We start from the raw sequence: 13,888 nt of genomic DNA, 5'->3' as shown, positions 1-13,888 counted from the left end.
TGTAGGAGCAACTGTCTTGCTCAGGCCGGGTGGACCCTCCAGTCGGTCTGATCCCTGATCATGGCGTTCAGGCGGATTGCCAGGATGCGCATGCAGGCGACCAAGGCGACCTTGGCGCATTTCCCCTTGGCTCGCAGCGCTTCGTAGCGGGCCTTGAAGTCTGGCTGGTGGCGCACGGCGCTCCAAGCAGCCATGTACAGGACGCGGCGCACTGCGCCGCGTCCGCCGCGGATGCGGCGTACGCCTTGGTGCTTTCCGCTATCGCAGTTGTAGGGCGCCAATCCGACCAGAGCGCTGATCTGACGGTTCTCCAGCTGGCCCAGCTCCGGCAGGAAGGCCAGCAGGGTGGCCACGGTGACGGCGCCCACGCCGGGCACGGCCCGGAGCCTGGCCGCGCGCTCGTCGCCGCAATCAGGCACGCAGGACTCGATCTCCCGGTCGAGCCGGGCGATTTCGCCCTGCAAATGCTTGATCTGCCGCTGCAAGCTTTGACGGACAAAAGCATCATTGGCCTGATGCAGCCGCCGGCGCTCATCGTCGCGATGAGCGACTACCTGGCCTCGACGCCGCACCAGCGCCTGCAGCCGCGCCTGAGCCGCGGTCGGCGGGGTCACGGTCGGGCCCTCGGTCACGGCGGCCATGCGGGCCAGCATCAAGGCATCGATCGGGTCGGTTTTGGCGGACTTGCCCATGGCCGTGGCGAAGGCCCGGGCCCGGTGGGGCGGTACTCGCACCACAGCCCAGCGGCTGGCCAAGACCTCGACCAGCGCACTTTCATATCCGCCGGTCGACTCAAGCAGGATCCGGGTTACCGCCTGATTGCCGAGCCACCGAACCAGCCGGGCATGGCCCTTGGCATCGTTGCTCACCTCAAATCCGAGGTTTCCCGGAATTACCGCCACGGCCAGGCTGCCCTTGGCCACATCAATTCCCACGAATGCCGACATCGGTTTTCTCCCCTAGACTGGTCTGGAGAGCACACCAGCTGGCCCACGCTTGTGAGAGTGCTTTCGAGCACTGCGCAACAGCGGCGTCCCGCACCCCGCTCTCACCCCAAACCCTAGGGCAAAAGCCAGACACAAGCGCCTTCAGGCGCGAATCTCAAGAGTGGCGGATTAGTTGGCGAGGTCGAGCCAGACCATGCGGTGGTCGGTGGCGTCGAGCCACTCGGCGCCGGGCTGGCCGGGCGCGGGCCAGAACACGCCGCTGTCCTGCACGGTGAAGCCCACCGAAGGCAGCACGTAGTCCACCCGGTAGTTGCCGTTGCGGCCGAACTGCGCGGTGTCGTGCGCCGGCGAGGAGCGGTGGCCGGCGTTGCCGGGGCCGTCGGCGGCGTCCAGGGCGCCTTCGCTGCGCGGGCTGGCGTGGCGCAGCACGCGCGGGTGCTCGAGCAGCTGCTGGATGGTGCCGGGCAGGCTGCCGCCGTCGGCGGGGTCGGCGTTGTAGTCGCCCACGATCACGAAGCGCTCGCCGGCGGGCAGGCCGCCGCAGCGACCGTTGTCGTCGCAGAGCCAGGGCTTGTCGCCTTCCGAAACGTATTCGGCCCATAGGCGGATCTCGTCGTGGTTGCGCGCGGCATTGCGGCGCTCGGGGCCATCGAACACCGGCGGCGTGGGATGCGCGGCCAGCAGGTGCACCATGCCCAGGGGCGTGCGCACGGGCAGGTCCCAGTGCGACTTCGAACTCAGGCGCAGCTGCGACCACACTTCCGGCGTGTACCAGGGCTCGCCGGTGGCCGGGTCGACCGGCGCGCGCGCGCGCGGCATCGTGCTCCAGCGCAGCAATTGGAAGGTGCGCGCGGAGGCCTCGTCGATCGGATGCATCGACAGCACCAGCATGCCGTACTGCCCCGGGTGCAGGCCGTAGCCCCAGGCGTCGTTACCGCGCTCGCGCCCCTCGGTGGCCACGACGCCGTTGCGGTCGAGGTCCAGGCCGCTGGGCACGCCGGTGTTCACCGGGGCGAAGTAGCGGTGGGGATAGGCGATGGCCTGCTCGCCGAACTGGCCCACGCCCAGGTAGTCGCGCGCGAACAGGTCGGCGGCGCGGCCCTCGGGGTCGTAGTCGAATTCGTTGAGCAGCAGCACGTCCGGGCGCTGGCGCTGGATGACGGCGGCGATCTTGCGGGCGCGCTCGTCGCCGGCCTCGAGCCGCGCCACCAGGCCGCCCGCCTCGGGGGAATAAAGCGAGGTGTTGAAGGTGGCCACGCGCAGGCTCATCGCGGTGGCCCCGGGCGCGGGCGGCGCGGACTGGCAGGCCCCGAGCAGGGCGGCAAGGGCCGTGGCGGCCAGGAAGCGGAGGGTTTGCATGGTCGGCGATTGTGCCCCAGGCCCGTGACGGTTTGCTTCACGGCGCCGGGTCGGGCATCGGCCGCCAGTGGGCGCCGTCGAGGTATTCGAGCGGGCGGAAGCGGCGCTTGTATTCCATCTTCGGGTGCCCGGCCAGCCAGAAGCCCAGGTACACGTAGCCGCGCTGCTCGCGCCGGGCGCGGGCCACCTGCTGGAGGATGGCGTAGGTGCCCAGGCTGCGTTCGGCCAGCGCCGGCTCGAAGAAGGTGTACACGGCCGACAGGCCCTGCGGCAGCACGTCGGTGACGGCCAGGGCGACCAGTTCGCCGCCCAGGCGGAACTCCATGAACTCGGTCGGGCTCCAGCGGCAGGCGAGGAAGGCGTCGAAGTTCTCCGGGGCCGGGTCGTCCATGCCGCCGCCGGCGTGGCGGGTGTCGAGGTAGCGGCGGTAGAGCGCGAAGTTCTCGTCGGTGCGCCGCGCCGGGGCGATGCGCAGTTCGAGGTCGGCGTTGCGGGCCAGGCAGCGCTTGTGGCTGCGGCCGGGCTCGAAGCGATCGACCGGGATGCGCACCGAGATGCAGGCGCGGCAGCCGCCGCAATACGGGCGGTAGACGTGGCCGCCGCTGCGGCGAAAACCCATCGCCAGCGCCTGGCCGTACACCGAGGGCAGGTGCGGATCGGCCGGGTCGATGATCAGGTCGCGCGCCAGCCGCTCCGGCCAGTAGCCGCAGGCATGCTCCAGGCTCTGGAACAGCCGTATCGAATGCTGGCCACTTCCACCCATGCGCGGACTCTACCCCAAAGCAAAAACGAGGTCAGAGCACGGTGCCGAGGCGCTGGCCGACGCGGGTGGGGGTTTCGGTGGCGAGGGGGTCGAGGCGGACGGCGTCGCGGGGGAAGAGCAGGATCACCGTCGAGCCGTAGTTGAAGCGGGCCATCTCGGCGAAGCGGCCCAGGGTGATGCCCTGGCCGCGCCAGTCGCGGCGCACCGGCTTGTGGGCGTAGGGCGGGATTTCCTCGCCGTTCCACACCGACTCCACGCCCGACACCAGCAGCGCGCCCACCATCACCGAGCACATCGGGCCGAATTCGGTCTCGAAGTGGCACACCAGGCGCTCGTTGCGCGCGAACAGGCGCGGGATGGCCTGCACGCCCCAGGGCGCCACCGTGAACAGCCGGCCCGGCACGTGCAGGGTTTCCACCAGCGTGCCGGCCCAGGGCATGTGCACCCGGTGGTAGTCACGCGGCGAGAGGTAGATGTTGGCGAACCAGCCGTCGGCGTAGGGCGCGGCCAGGGCCTCGTCGCCCAGCAGCTCGGCGGCGGTGAAGGACTGCCCCTTGGCCTGGAAGATGCGCCCCGCCTCGATGCGCCCGGCCTGGCTGATCTTGCCGTCGGCCGGCATCAGCAGCGCCCGCGGGTCGGCGTCGGCCACGCGCGCGCCCTCGCGCAGCGCGCGGGTGAAGAAGGCGTTGAAGTGCGGGTAGTTGCGCGGCTCCGGGTCGGCCGCCTCGGCCATGTCCACCTTGAACTTGCGGATGACCAGGCCGATCAGCCAGTCCTTGAACCAGACCGCGCGCGAGCGCGCCACGCCGTAGGCCAGGCGCGAAAGCAGCCGGTGCGGCAGCAGGTACTGCAGCGCGACCTTGGGGCTCACGGCGCCACCTCGGCCAGCCGGGCCAGGTCGGCGGCGATGTCGGCCGGCACGAAGGGCGGGCGGATCAGGCCCACCTGCAGGCCGCGCGGGTCGAGCACGACCAGGGCGCTGGAGTGGTCCATGGTGTAGTCGCCGCCCTCCACCGGCACCTTCATGTAGACCAGGCCCAGCGAGGTGGCGAACTGCTCCAGCGCTGGCTCCTGCGCGGTGGCCGACAGCGTGGCCGGGTGGAAGTAGGCGGCGTACTCGCCGGTCTTTTCCGGCGTGTCGCGCTCCGGGTCCACCGACACGAACAGCACGCGCGGGCGGCGCGCTTCGGGCAGCGCGTCCCAGGCCTTCTGGGCCTGCGAGAGTTCGGTCAGGGTGGTCGGGCAGACGTCGGGGCAGTGGGTGAAGCCCAGGAACACCACCGTCCAGCGCCCGGCCAGCTCGGCCGGCTCGAGCGCCGTGCCGTCGGACTGGAGCAGCGAGAACGGCGCGATCGCGCGCGGCGAGGGGAACAGGCGCACGGCCTTGAGGCTGGCCGGGTCCACGGCCGGCGCCGCGGCCGCGGGCGCGCCGCCCGGGGCGAAGGCGACCTGGGCGGCCCAGAGGCCGAGTCCGGCGGCCAGCGCGGCCAGCAGGATGAGCAGGGTGTTGCGATTGAACACGGCGGTTCCCGGGGTCCTAGGAGGCCGGCAATTATAAGCGCGGCGCGGCTATACTCCGGGCATTGCCTTGGATTTCAACGTCATGCCGGCGGAACTTGCCACCATCATCGATTTCATCCGCTACGGCGCCAGCCGGTTCAACGCGGCCGGCCTGAGCTTCGGCCACAGCATGGACAACGCGCTCGACGAGTCCACCCAGCTGGTGCTGCACGCCCTGCACCTGCCGCACGACCTGGGCCCGGCCTACGGCCAGGCGCGGCTGACCGCCGAAGAAAAGCAGGACGTGCTGTCGCTGTTCACGCGCCGCATCAACGAGCGCATCCCGGCCTGCTACCTGACCGGCGAGGCCTGGTTCGCCGGCCTGAGCTTCAAGTCCGACCCGCGCGCCCTGGTGCCGCGCTCGCCCATCGCCGAGCTCATCGAGGCCGGCTTCGAGCCCTGGCTGGGTGGCCGCGAGGTTTCCCGCGCGCTCGACCTGTGCACCGGCTCGGGCTGCATCGGCATCGCCACCGCGCACTACCACCCGCACTGGCAGGTGGACTGCGTGGACATCAGCGCCGATGCGCTGGCGCTGGCGCGCGAGAACGTCGAACGGCTGCACGCCGACAACGTGCGCCTGGTCGAGTCCGACCTGTTCCACAACCTCGACGGCGAGGTCTACGACCTGATCGTCACCAATCCGCCTTACGTCACCCACGCCGAGACCGACGCGCTGCCCGCCGAGTACAAGCACGAGCCCGAGCTGGGCCTGCGCGCCGGCGACGACGGCCTGGACCTGGCGCTGGAGATCCTGCGCGATGCGCCCAGGCACCTGTCCGAAGGCGGCCTGCTCATCTGCGAGGTGGGCGAGAGCGAGCGCGCGCTGGTGAAGCTGCTGCCCGAGGTGCCCTTCGCCTGGGTCGAGTTCAAGGTCGGGCAGATGGGCATCTTCGCCATCGGCCGCGAGGACCTGGTCGAGCACCACGCCCGCATCAAGGCGCTGGCCGATGCCCGCCGGGCCTGACCGGCCATGAGCGACAACAGCTTCGGCCGCCTGCTGCGGGTCACCACCTTCGGCGAAAGCCACGGCCCGGCCATCGGCTGCGTCATCGACGGGCTGCCGCCGGGCATCGCCATCGCGCCGGAGGACTTCGCGCACGACCTGTCGCGCCGCGCCACCGGCAAGAGCCGCCACACCTCCCAGCGCCGCGAGGCCGACGAGGTCGAGATCCTCAGCGGCGTTTACGAGGGCCTGAGCACCGGCGCGCCGGTGGCCCTGCTGGTGCGCAACACCGACGCGCGCAGCAAGGACTACGCCAACATCGCCGCGCAGTTCCGCCCGGGCCACGCCGACTACACCTACTGGCAGAAGTACGGCATCCGCGACCCGCGCGGCGGCGGCCGCAGCTCGGCCCGCGAGACGACGATGCGCGTGGCGGCCGGCGTCATCGCCAAGAAGTGGCTGGCCGGACGCGGCGTGTCCGTGCGCGCCTGCGTCTCGCAGGTGGCCGGGCTGCTGCCGCGGGCCTTCGACTGGTCGGTGGTGGAGGACAACCCTTTCTTCTGGCCCGACGCCGCCCAGGTGCCCGAGCTCGAGGCCTTCATGGACGCACTGCGCAAGAGCGGCGATTCGGCCGGCGCGCGCGTGCACGTGCAGGCCCTGGGCGTGCCGCCGGGCTGGGGCGAGCCGGTGTACGGCAAGCTCGATGCCGACATCGCCGCGGCGATGATGTCGATCAACGCGGTCAAGGGCGTGGAGATCGGTGCGGGCTTCGCGTCGGTCACGCAGAAGGGCAGCGAGCACCGCGACCTGATGACGCCCGAAGGCTTCGCCAGCAACCACGCCGGCGGCATCCTGGGCGGCATTTCCAGCGGCCAGGCCATCGAGGTGTCGGTGGCCTTCAAGCCCACCTCCAGCCTGCGCCTGCCGGGCGCCACGCTCGACACCTCGGGCGCGGCCGTGGAAGTGGTCACCACCGGCCGCCACGACCCCTGCGTGGGCCTGCGTGCGCCGCCGATCTGTGAAGCCATGCTGGCCCTGGTCCTGATGGACCACGCCCTGCGCCACCGCGCCCAGTGCGCCGACGTCGGCCCCATCCACCCCCGCGTGCCGGGCTCCAAAGATTGAACGCGGATCAAATCGGATGGAAGCGGATAAGGGCGAATGGAGCGCTTCTCTGAATAAAGCAGATCCGCCTTGATCCGCTCCCATCCGATTTGATCCGCGTTGAAATACAGACTCCAGGTAGACCAGGAATCCATGAGCAGCAAGACGTTTACAGTTGCGGTAGTCGGGGCCACCGGTGCGGTGGGTGAGACGATGTTGTCGATCCTGGCGGAGCGGCAGTTCCCGGTCGGGAAGCTGCACGTGCTGGCCAGCGAGCGCTCGGCCGGCGAGAAGGTCAGCTACGGCGCCCAGAAACTGGTGGTGCAGGACCTGGCGACGTTCGACCCCGCCGGCGTCGACATCGCCCTGTTCTCGGCCGGTGGCTCGGTGTCGAAGGAGTACGCGCCGAAGTTCGCCGCCGCCGGCGCCGTCGTCATCGACAACAGCTCGGCCTTCCGTTACGACGACGACGTGCCGCTGGTCGTGGCCGAGGTGAACCCGGAAGCCGCCGCGAAGCGCCCGCGCGGCATCATCGCCAACCCCAACTGCTCGACCATGCAGATGCTGGTCGCGCTGGCGCCGATCCACCGCGCCGCGGGCATCGAGCGCATCAACGTGGCCACCTACCAGTCGGTGTCCGGCGCCGGCCGCACCGCGATGGAGGAGCTGGGGCGCCAGACCGCCGCCATGCTCAACTTCCAGCCGCACGAGCCGGCCAAGTTCCCGGTGCAGATCGCCTTCAACCTCATCCCGCACATCGACGAATTCCTGGACAACGGCTACACCAAGGAAGAGATGAAGATGGTCTGGGAGACCCGCAAGATCCTCGGCGACGATTCCATCCAGGTGAACCCGACCGCGGTGCGCGTGCCGGTGTTCTTCGGCCACTCCGAGGCCGTGCACCTCGAAACCCGCCGCAAGCTCGGCGCCGACGAGGCGCGCGAGCTGCTCGAGTCGGCGCCGGGCGTCGAGGTGGTGGACGAGCGCGGCCCGGGCGGCTATCCCACGCCGGTGACGCACGCCGCCGGTTCCGACCCGGTCTACGTGGGCCGCATCCGCGAGGACCTCTCGCATCCGCGCGGCCTGGACCTGTGGATCGTGGCCGACAACATCCGCAAGGGCGCGGCCCTGAATGCGGTGCAGGTTGCCGAACTCGTGGTCAAGGAACGTTCCTGACCGGTATATTCCGGGAAAGTACCGCCACCGGCGCCGCAGGGGAGCGCCGGCGGTGGCCAGGACGCGGCATCCGGTTCGTGGGGAGAAACAAGGCGTGAAAATCAGGCATCTGCAGCTTCCGTTGGCCCTGGCCCTTGTCCTGGGCGCCAACAGCGCGCACGCGCTCGGCCTGGGCGCCATCGAGGTCAAGTCCGGCCTCAACCAGCCGCTGGTCGCGGAAATCCCCATCCTGTCGGCCGCGCCCGGCGAGCTCGAGGAGCTCGAGGTGCGCCTGGCCTCGCCCGAGGCCTTCGCCCGGGTCGGGCTCGAGCGCCCGGTCGGCCTGACCGCCAACCTGCAGATGGAAGTGGGCCGCAACGCCGCCGGCCAGCCGGTGATCCGCGTCACCACCGCCAGCCGCTTCAACGAACCCTTCCTGACCTTCCTGCTCGAGGCCAACTGGGGCCGCGGCAGCGTGGTGCGCGAGTACAGCGCCCTGGTCGACCCGCCCTACATCGCCCCGGCGGTGATCCGCCCGCTGGAAACCCCGCAGGTGGCTGCCGCCCCGGCACTGCCGCCGCCGGCGCCCGCTGCACCGACCGTGGCCGAGCCGGTGGCGATGCCCGAGCCCGAACCGCTGCCCGAGGTGGCGGAAATCCCGGCCGAGCCCCTGCCTCCCGCACCCGAGCCGCTGCCCGAGCCCGAGCCGATGCCGGTCGCCCCGGAACCGGTGGCTGCCGCGCCGCAGCCGGAACCTGCGCCGCAGCCCGAACCCGAGCCGCTTCCCGAACCCGAGCCGCAGCCTGCGCCGGAGCCGGTGGCGGCCCCCGAGCCGCCCCCGGCCCCGATGCCGGCGCCGCGCCCGGTGCCCGCCCCGGTGCCGGCACCCGCGCCCGGCAGCTATGGTCCGGTGGCCGACGGCCAGACCCTGTGGTCGATCGCCAACGCCAATCGCCCGGATGCCTCGGTCACCGTCAACCAGATGATGCTGGCCATCCAGCGGGCCAATCCCGAGGCCTTCATCGGCGACAACATCAACCAGCTCAAGTGCGGCGCCGTGCTGCGCATCCCGGCCAGCGAAGAGGCCCTGCAGATCGGCCAGGCCGAGGCGGCCCAGCTGGTGCGCGCCCAGGCCGAAGCCTGGCAGGCCCGCCGCGGCGCCGTGCCGCAGCCGGCCGAATCCGTGGCCGATGCCTCGCGGCCGGCCCCGGCCAGCCCGGCGCGCCCCGCGGCGCCCCAGGGCCGGCTTGAAATCGTTCCGCCCGCGGGCGAGGCGCAGGGCGCCCGCGGCGTGCAGTCCGGTGCCGCCGGCACCGACAGCGGTACCGAGCTGCGCGCCGAGCTCACCCAGACCCGCGAGGACCTGGCGGTCCGCGAGGTCGAGGTGCAGGAACTGCGCTCGCACATCGCCGAACTCGAGGCCCAGCAGTCCGACAGCCAGCGGCTGATCGAAATGCAGTCGAGCCAGCTCAAGGCCCTGCAGGAGCGCCTGGCCACCGCGCAGGGCGAGCCCGCCGCGCCCGCGCCCGCCCCGGCGCCCGCGACCCCGGCGGCCGAGCCCGCCGCGGCCCCGGCCACGCCGGCGCCGGTGGCCACGCCCGACCCCTGGTACATGAACCCGCTGGTGCTCGGCGGTGGTGCCCTGGTGCTGCTCGGCGGCCTGGTGCTGGCGCTGCGCGGCAAGCGTGGTCCGAAGCCGGCACCGGTGCCCACGCGCCGCATTTCCGACGACGAGGCGCTCAAGGCCAGCCTGCCCGGTGGCCGCGCCGAGCCCGCCGCGCCTGCGCCGGGCGCCGCGCCGGCACCGGCGCCCGCCAACCCGGCCCAGGCCGAGCGCGAGCGCCTGCAGGCCGCCGTCGAGGCCTGCCCCGACGACCTCGAGGCGCACCTGAGCCTGCTGCGCCACCTGCACAAGCAGGACGAGCGCATGGCTTTCGAGATCGCCGCGCAGGCCATGCGCGCCCGCGTCCGCAGCACGCTCGACCCGCGCTGGCGCGAGGCGGTGGTGATGGGCGTGGCCATCGCGCCGGGCAATCCGCTGTTCAGCGAGGCCGGCTGGAACCAGCCGCGCTTTGGCGACACCGGCGTCATCCCGGCCACGCCCGCCGCGGCCACGGCCCCGGCCCCGGCGGCCCCGGCCGCGCCCGTCGTGGACGACCTGTCCGATTTCGGCTCGCTGGCCGAACTCGCCGACGCCGCACCCGCCACCGTGCCCGACGCCGCCGACGAGGACTGGGACCGCCTGGCCCAGGCGGCGGACGCCGCGCCCGTGGCCACGCCGGCGCCCGAACCGGCGCCGGCGCCGGAACCCGAGCCCGAACCGGAGCCCGTGCTCGCCTTCGAGCCCGAGCCCGAGCCCACGCCGGAGGCGACCAGCGCCGACGACGACGCCAGCGCCACCAAGATCGAACTGGCCCAGGCCTACCTCGAGATCGGCGACGTCGATGGTGCCCGCGGCATGCTCGAGGAAGTGGTGGCCGAGGGCAGCCCGGCGCACCGCGCCGAGGCCGAGCGCCTGCTGCGGGAGATCGGCTGAAGCCGGTGCGTTTCGCGGCGGGCATCGAGTACGACGGCGCGGCCTTCCTCGGCTGGCAGCGCCTGGCCGAGGGGCCGACCGTGCAGGGCGCGGTCGAGCAGGCCCTGTCCTTCGTCGTGAACCATCCGCTCGAAGTCGTCTGCGCCGGCCGCACGGACGCCGGCGTGCATGCGCGCTGCCAGGTGGTGCACTTCGACACCGAAGCCGTGCGCACGCCCTACGCGCTGCGCCAGGGCGGCAACAGCCGGCTGCCGCGCGGCGTGGCCATCCTGTGGGCGCAGGCGGTGGACCAGGCCTTCCACGCCCGCTACGCGGCGCGCGCGCGGCGCTATCGCTACACCATCCTCAACCGGCCGGTGCGGCCGGCGCTGCTGCGTGACTTCCTGACCTGGGAGCGCCAGCCGCTGGATGCCGAGGCCATGCACCACGCCGCCCAGGCGCTGGTGGGCGAGCACGACTTCAGCGCCTTCCGCACCGTGCACTGCCAGGCCAAGCACGCGCGCCGGCAGGTGCACGAGATCCAGGTCTGGCGCGAGGGCGAGCACGTCATCATCGAAGTGCAGGCCAATGCCTTCCTGCACCACATGGTGCGCAACTTCGTCGGCAGCCTGCTGCCGGTGGGGCGGGGCGAACAGCCCCAGGACTGGCCGGGCCGGCTGCTGGCGGGGCGCGACCGCGCCGTGGCCGGGCCGACGGCGCCCTCGAACGGCCTGGTTTTCCTGGGGCCGCGCTATCCGCGCGAGTGGGGCCTGCCCGACGAGGTCAGCCTGCCGGACTGAGCGTCCGTGCACGGCGCCCACACGCGCCGGGCCTACAATGCCGTGATGCGCACCCGTATCAAGTTCTGTGGCCTCACCCGACCCGGCGACGTGCGCCTGGCCGTCGAGCTGGGCGTGGACGCCATCGGCCTGGTGTTCGCGCCGGGCAGCCCGCGCTGCCTGGTGCTCGAGCACGCCGTGGCGCTGCGCGAGGCGATCCCGCCGATGGTGGCGGCCGTCGCGCTGTTCATGGACAACCCCGGCAGCGAAGTCGAAGCCGTGGTGCGCCGCCTGCGCCCGGACCTGCTGCAGTTCCACGGCCGCGAGGGCGATGCGTTCTGCCGCGGCTTCGGGCTGCCGTTCGCGAAGGTGATCGCGATGGGCGGCGGCGCGGCCGATGCGGCCAGCGCGCGGAAACGCTACCCTTCGGCCAGTGCCTTCCTGCTCGACGGCCACGCCCCGGGTGAACCGGGCGGACGCGGCGAGCGCTTCGACTGGTCGCTCGCGCCCGCCCTCGGCAAGCCCGTGGTGCTGGCCGGCGGCCTGTCGGCCGAAAACGTCGGCGAAGCGGTGCGCCAGGTGCGCCCCTTCGCCGTGGACGTTTCCAGCGGCATCGAGAGCGCGCCCGGCGTCAAGGACGGCGGGCGCATGCAGAAGTTCGTTCAAGAGGTGAGACGTGCAGACAACGGCATCGCGGGCTGAAATCCCGCAGGCGGCGGACATCGCCGATTTCGGCGCCTATCCGGACGCCGCCGGCCATTTCGGCCGCTACGGCGGCGTGTTCGTGTCCGAGACCCTGGTCGAGCCGCTGCGCGAGCTCGAGGCGGCCTACGCGGCCGCGCGCCGCGACCCGGCCTTCCAGGCCGAGCTCGAGCATGAGTACCGGCATTACGTGGGCCGCCCGAGCCCGATCTACGAAGCCAGGCGGCTGTCGGAAAAGGTGGGTGGCGCGCGCATCCTGCTCAAGCGCGAGGACCTCAACCACACCGGCGCGCACAAGATCAACAACACCATCGGCCAGGGCATGCTCGCCCGGCGCATGGGCAAGACCCGCATCATCGCCGAGACCGGCGCCGGCCAGCACGGCGTGGCCAGCGCCACCGTGGCCGCGCGCCTGGGCCTGGAGTGCGTGGTTTACATGGGCGCCACCGACGTCGAGCGCCAGGCGCCGAACGTGTTCCGCATGAAGCTGCTGGGCGCGACCGTGGTGCCGGTGGAGTCGGGCAGCAAGACGCTCAAGGACGCGCTCAACGAGGCGATGCGCGACTGGGTTACCAACGTGCGCGACACCTTCTACATCATCGGCACCGTGGCCGGCCCGCATCCGTACCCGATGCTTGTTCGCGACTTCAACGCCGTGGTGGGCAAGGAATCGCGGGCGCAGATGCTGGCCGAATACGGCCGCCTGCCCGACGCCGTCACCGCCTGCGTGGGCGGCGGCAGCAATGCCATCGGCATGTTCCATGAGTTCCTCAACGACAAGTCGGTGCGCCTGGTGGGCGCCGAGGCGGCGGGCGACGGCGTGGAGACCGGCCGGCACGCGGCCTCGCTGGTGGCGGGCCGGCCGGGCGTGCTGCACGGCAACCGCACCTACGTGATCTGCGACGACGACGGGCAGATCACCGAGACGCACTCGATCTCGGCGGGCCTCGACTATCCGGGCGTGGGCCCGGAGCACGCCTTCCTCAAGGACAGCGGCCGCGCCGAGTACGTGGGCGTCACCGACGACGAGGCGATGGAGGCCTTCCACCTGCTGGCGCGCACCGAGGGCATCCTGGCCGCGCTCGAATCCAGCCACGCCGTGGCCCAGGCCATGAAGCTCGCCCGCGAGCTGCCCAAGGATGCGCTGGTGCTTTGCAACCTCTCGGGCCGCGGCGACAAGGACATCTTCACCATCGCCCGCCGCGAGGGCATCGAGCTGTGACGTCGCGTATCAAGCAGAAGTTCGGGCAGCTCGCTGCCTCCGGGCGCAAGGCGCTGGTGCCGTTCATTACTTCGGGCGATCCGGGGCTGGAGGCGACGGTGCCGGTGATGCATGCGCTGGTGGGGGCGGGGGCCGACGTGATCGAGCTGGGGGTGCCGTTTTCGGACCCGATGGCCGACGGCCCGTCGATCCAGCGCAGTTCCGAGCGCGCGATCGGGCGAGGCGCCGGCCTGCGCTACGTGCTGCGCTGCGTGGCCGAATTCCGCCGCACCGACGACACCACGCCGGTGGTGCTGATGGGCTACCTCAACCCCATCGAGATCCTCGGTGCCCAGGCCTTCGCCCGCGACGCCGCGGCGGCTGGCGTCGACGGCGTGCTGCTGGTGGACCTGCCGCCGGAAGAGGCCGGCCCGACCCGCGACGCCTTCAACGCCGCCGGCATCGAATTGATCTCGCTGGCCGCGCCGACCACCGCGCCGGCGCGCCTGCAGCGCCTGGCGCGTGAGTCGCAGGGTTACCTCTACTACGTGTCCTTCGCCGGCGTCACCGGCGGCAGCCAGCTCGACGTGGCCGACGTGCTGCGCCGCGCCGGCGAGCTGCGCGCCATGGCCAGCGTGCCGGTGCTGGTGGGCTTCGGCATCCGCGACGCGGCCTCGGCCGCCGCCCTGGCCCCGGCCGCCGACGGCGTGGTGGTGGGCAGCGCCCTGGTCGATGCCCTGGCCGGCGCCGACGGCCCGGCGCAGGCCGCCGATCGGGCCGCGGCCTTCCTGGCGCCGCTGCGGGCCGCGCTGGACGCCGCCGCCGGCTGAATCGCCGGGGCGGCGGGTTCGGGATAAACT

Annotated in this window: 13 protein-coding genes; 8 read left to right on the top strand and 5 right to left on the bottom strand. The window is 72.1% G+C overall.

Going from position 1 to position 13,888, the window contains the following annotated elements; translation table 11 throughout:
* Positions 1-20: 20 nt before the first annotated feature.
* From ABS41_RS10085 to ABS41_RS10065, 5 genes are all read right to left on the bottom strand, one after another.
* Positions 21-947, bottom strand: coding sequence for a transposase (locus ABS41_RS10085; protein ID WP_290593529.1), 927 nt, complete (start codon positions 945-947; stop codon positions 21-23).
* A 168-nt stretch (positions 948-1,115) separates the two neighbouring features.
* Positions 1,116-2,306: an endonuclease/exonuclease/phosphatase family protein gene (locus tag ABS41_RS10080; protein WP_290593527.1), complete on the bottom strand. Its 1,191-nt coding sequence runs from the start codon at positions 2,304-2,306 to the stop codon at positions 1,116-1,118.
* Between the two features lie 37 nt (positions 2,307-2,343).
* Positions 2,344-3,069 carry an arginyltransferase gene (locus tag ABS41_RS10075; RefSeq protein WP_290593525.1) on the bottom strand — a complete coding sequence of 242 codons (726 nt, stop codon included), beginning with the start codon at positions 3,067-3,069 and terminating at the stop codon, positions 2,344-2,346.
* A 31-nt stretch (positions 3,070-3,100) separates the two neighbouring features.
* Positions 3,101-3,940 carry an archaetidylserine decarboxylase gene (gene asd / locus ABS41_RS10070; protein ID WP_290593523.1) on the bottom strand — a complete coding sequence of 280 codons (840 nt, stop codon included), beginning with the start codon at positions 3,938-3,940 and terminating at the stop codon, positions 3,101-3,103.
* The gene (locus tag ABS41_RS10065) at positions 3,937-4,590 is read right to left on the bottom strand and encodes an SCO family protein (RefSeq protein WP_290593521.1); all 654 of its coding nucleotides are present in this window, start codon (positions 4,588-4,590) and stop codon (positions 3,937-3,939) included. Before ABS41_RS10065 ends, asd begins: the two co-directional genes overlap by 4 nt.
* 82 nt (positions 4,591-4,672) lie before the next feature.
* On the opposite strand from ABS41_RS10065, the gene prmB reads away from it, so the two are divergent.
* The 8 genes from prmB (at position 4,673) to trpA (ending at position 13,858) form a co-directional block, all read left to right on the top strand.
* On the top strand, positions 4,673-5,593 hold the full coding sequence (gene prmB, locus ABS41_RS10060) for a 50S ribosomal protein L3 N(5)-glutamine methyltransferase (RefSeq protein WP_290593519.1): 921 nt from the start codon (positions 4,673-4,675) through the stop codon (positions 5,591-5,593).
* Positions 5,594-5,599: 6 nt separating this feature from the next.
* A complete protein-coding gene (gene aroC, locus ABS41_RS10055; RefSeq protein WP_290593517.1) occupies positions 5,600-6,697 on the top strand; it encodes a chorismate synthase in 1,098 nt (365 codons plus the stop codon).
* A 132-nt stretch (positions 6,698-6,829) separates the two neighbouring features.
* A complete protein-coding gene (locus ABS41_RS10050; protein ID WP_290593515.1) occupies positions 6,830-7,852 on the top strand; it encodes an aspartate-semialdehyde dehydrogenase in 1,023 nt (340 codons plus the stop codon).
* Positions 7,853-7,946: 94 nt separating this feature from the next.
* Entirely contained in the window at positions 7,947-10,367 is a 2,421-nt protein-coding gene (locus tag ABS41_RS10045) for a FimV/HubP family polar landmark protein (RefSeq protein WP_290593513.1), read from the top strand.
* Positions 10,368-10,372: 5 nt separating this feature from the next.
* Entirely contained in the window at positions 10,373-11,146 is a 774-nt protein-coding gene (gene truA / locus ABS41_RS10040; RefSeq protein ID WP_290593512.1) for a tRNA pseudouridine(38-40) synthase TruA, read from the top strand.
* A gap of 45 nt (positions 11,147-11,191) precedes the next feature.
* Positions 11,192-11,827, top strand: coding sequence for a phosphoribosylanthranilate isomerase (locus tag ABS41_RS10035; RefSeq protein WP_290593510.1), 636 nt, complete (start codon positions 11,192-11,194; stop codon positions 11,825-11,827).
* A 19-nt stretch (positions 11,828-11,846) separates the two neighbouring features.
* Positions 11,847-13,049 carry a tryptophan synthase subunit beta gene (gene trpB, locus ABS41_RS10030; protein WP_290593533.1) on the top strand — a complete coding sequence of 401 codons (1,203 nt, stop codon included), beginning with the start codon at positions 11,847-11,849 and terminating at the stop codon, positions 13,047-13,049.
* Positions 13,046-13,858: a tryptophan synthase subunit alpha gene (trpA, locus tag ABS41_RS10025; RefSeq protein WP_290593508.1), complete on the top strand. Its 813-nt coding sequence runs from the start codon at positions 13,046-13,048 to the stop codon at positions 13,856-13,858. The genes trpB and trpA overlap by 4 nt, the downstream gene beginning before the upstream one ends.
* Positions 13,859-13,888 lie beyond the last annotated feature (30 nt).

Source organism: Arenimonas sp. SCN 70-307, from assembly GCF_001724815.1.
Taxonomy (GTDB): Bacteria; Pseudomonadota; Gammaproteobacteria; order Xanthomonadales; family Xanthomonadaceae; genus Arenimonas.
Note: the sequence above shows the minus strand (reverse complement) of the source record. Positions and strands in the feature narration are given on the sequence as shown.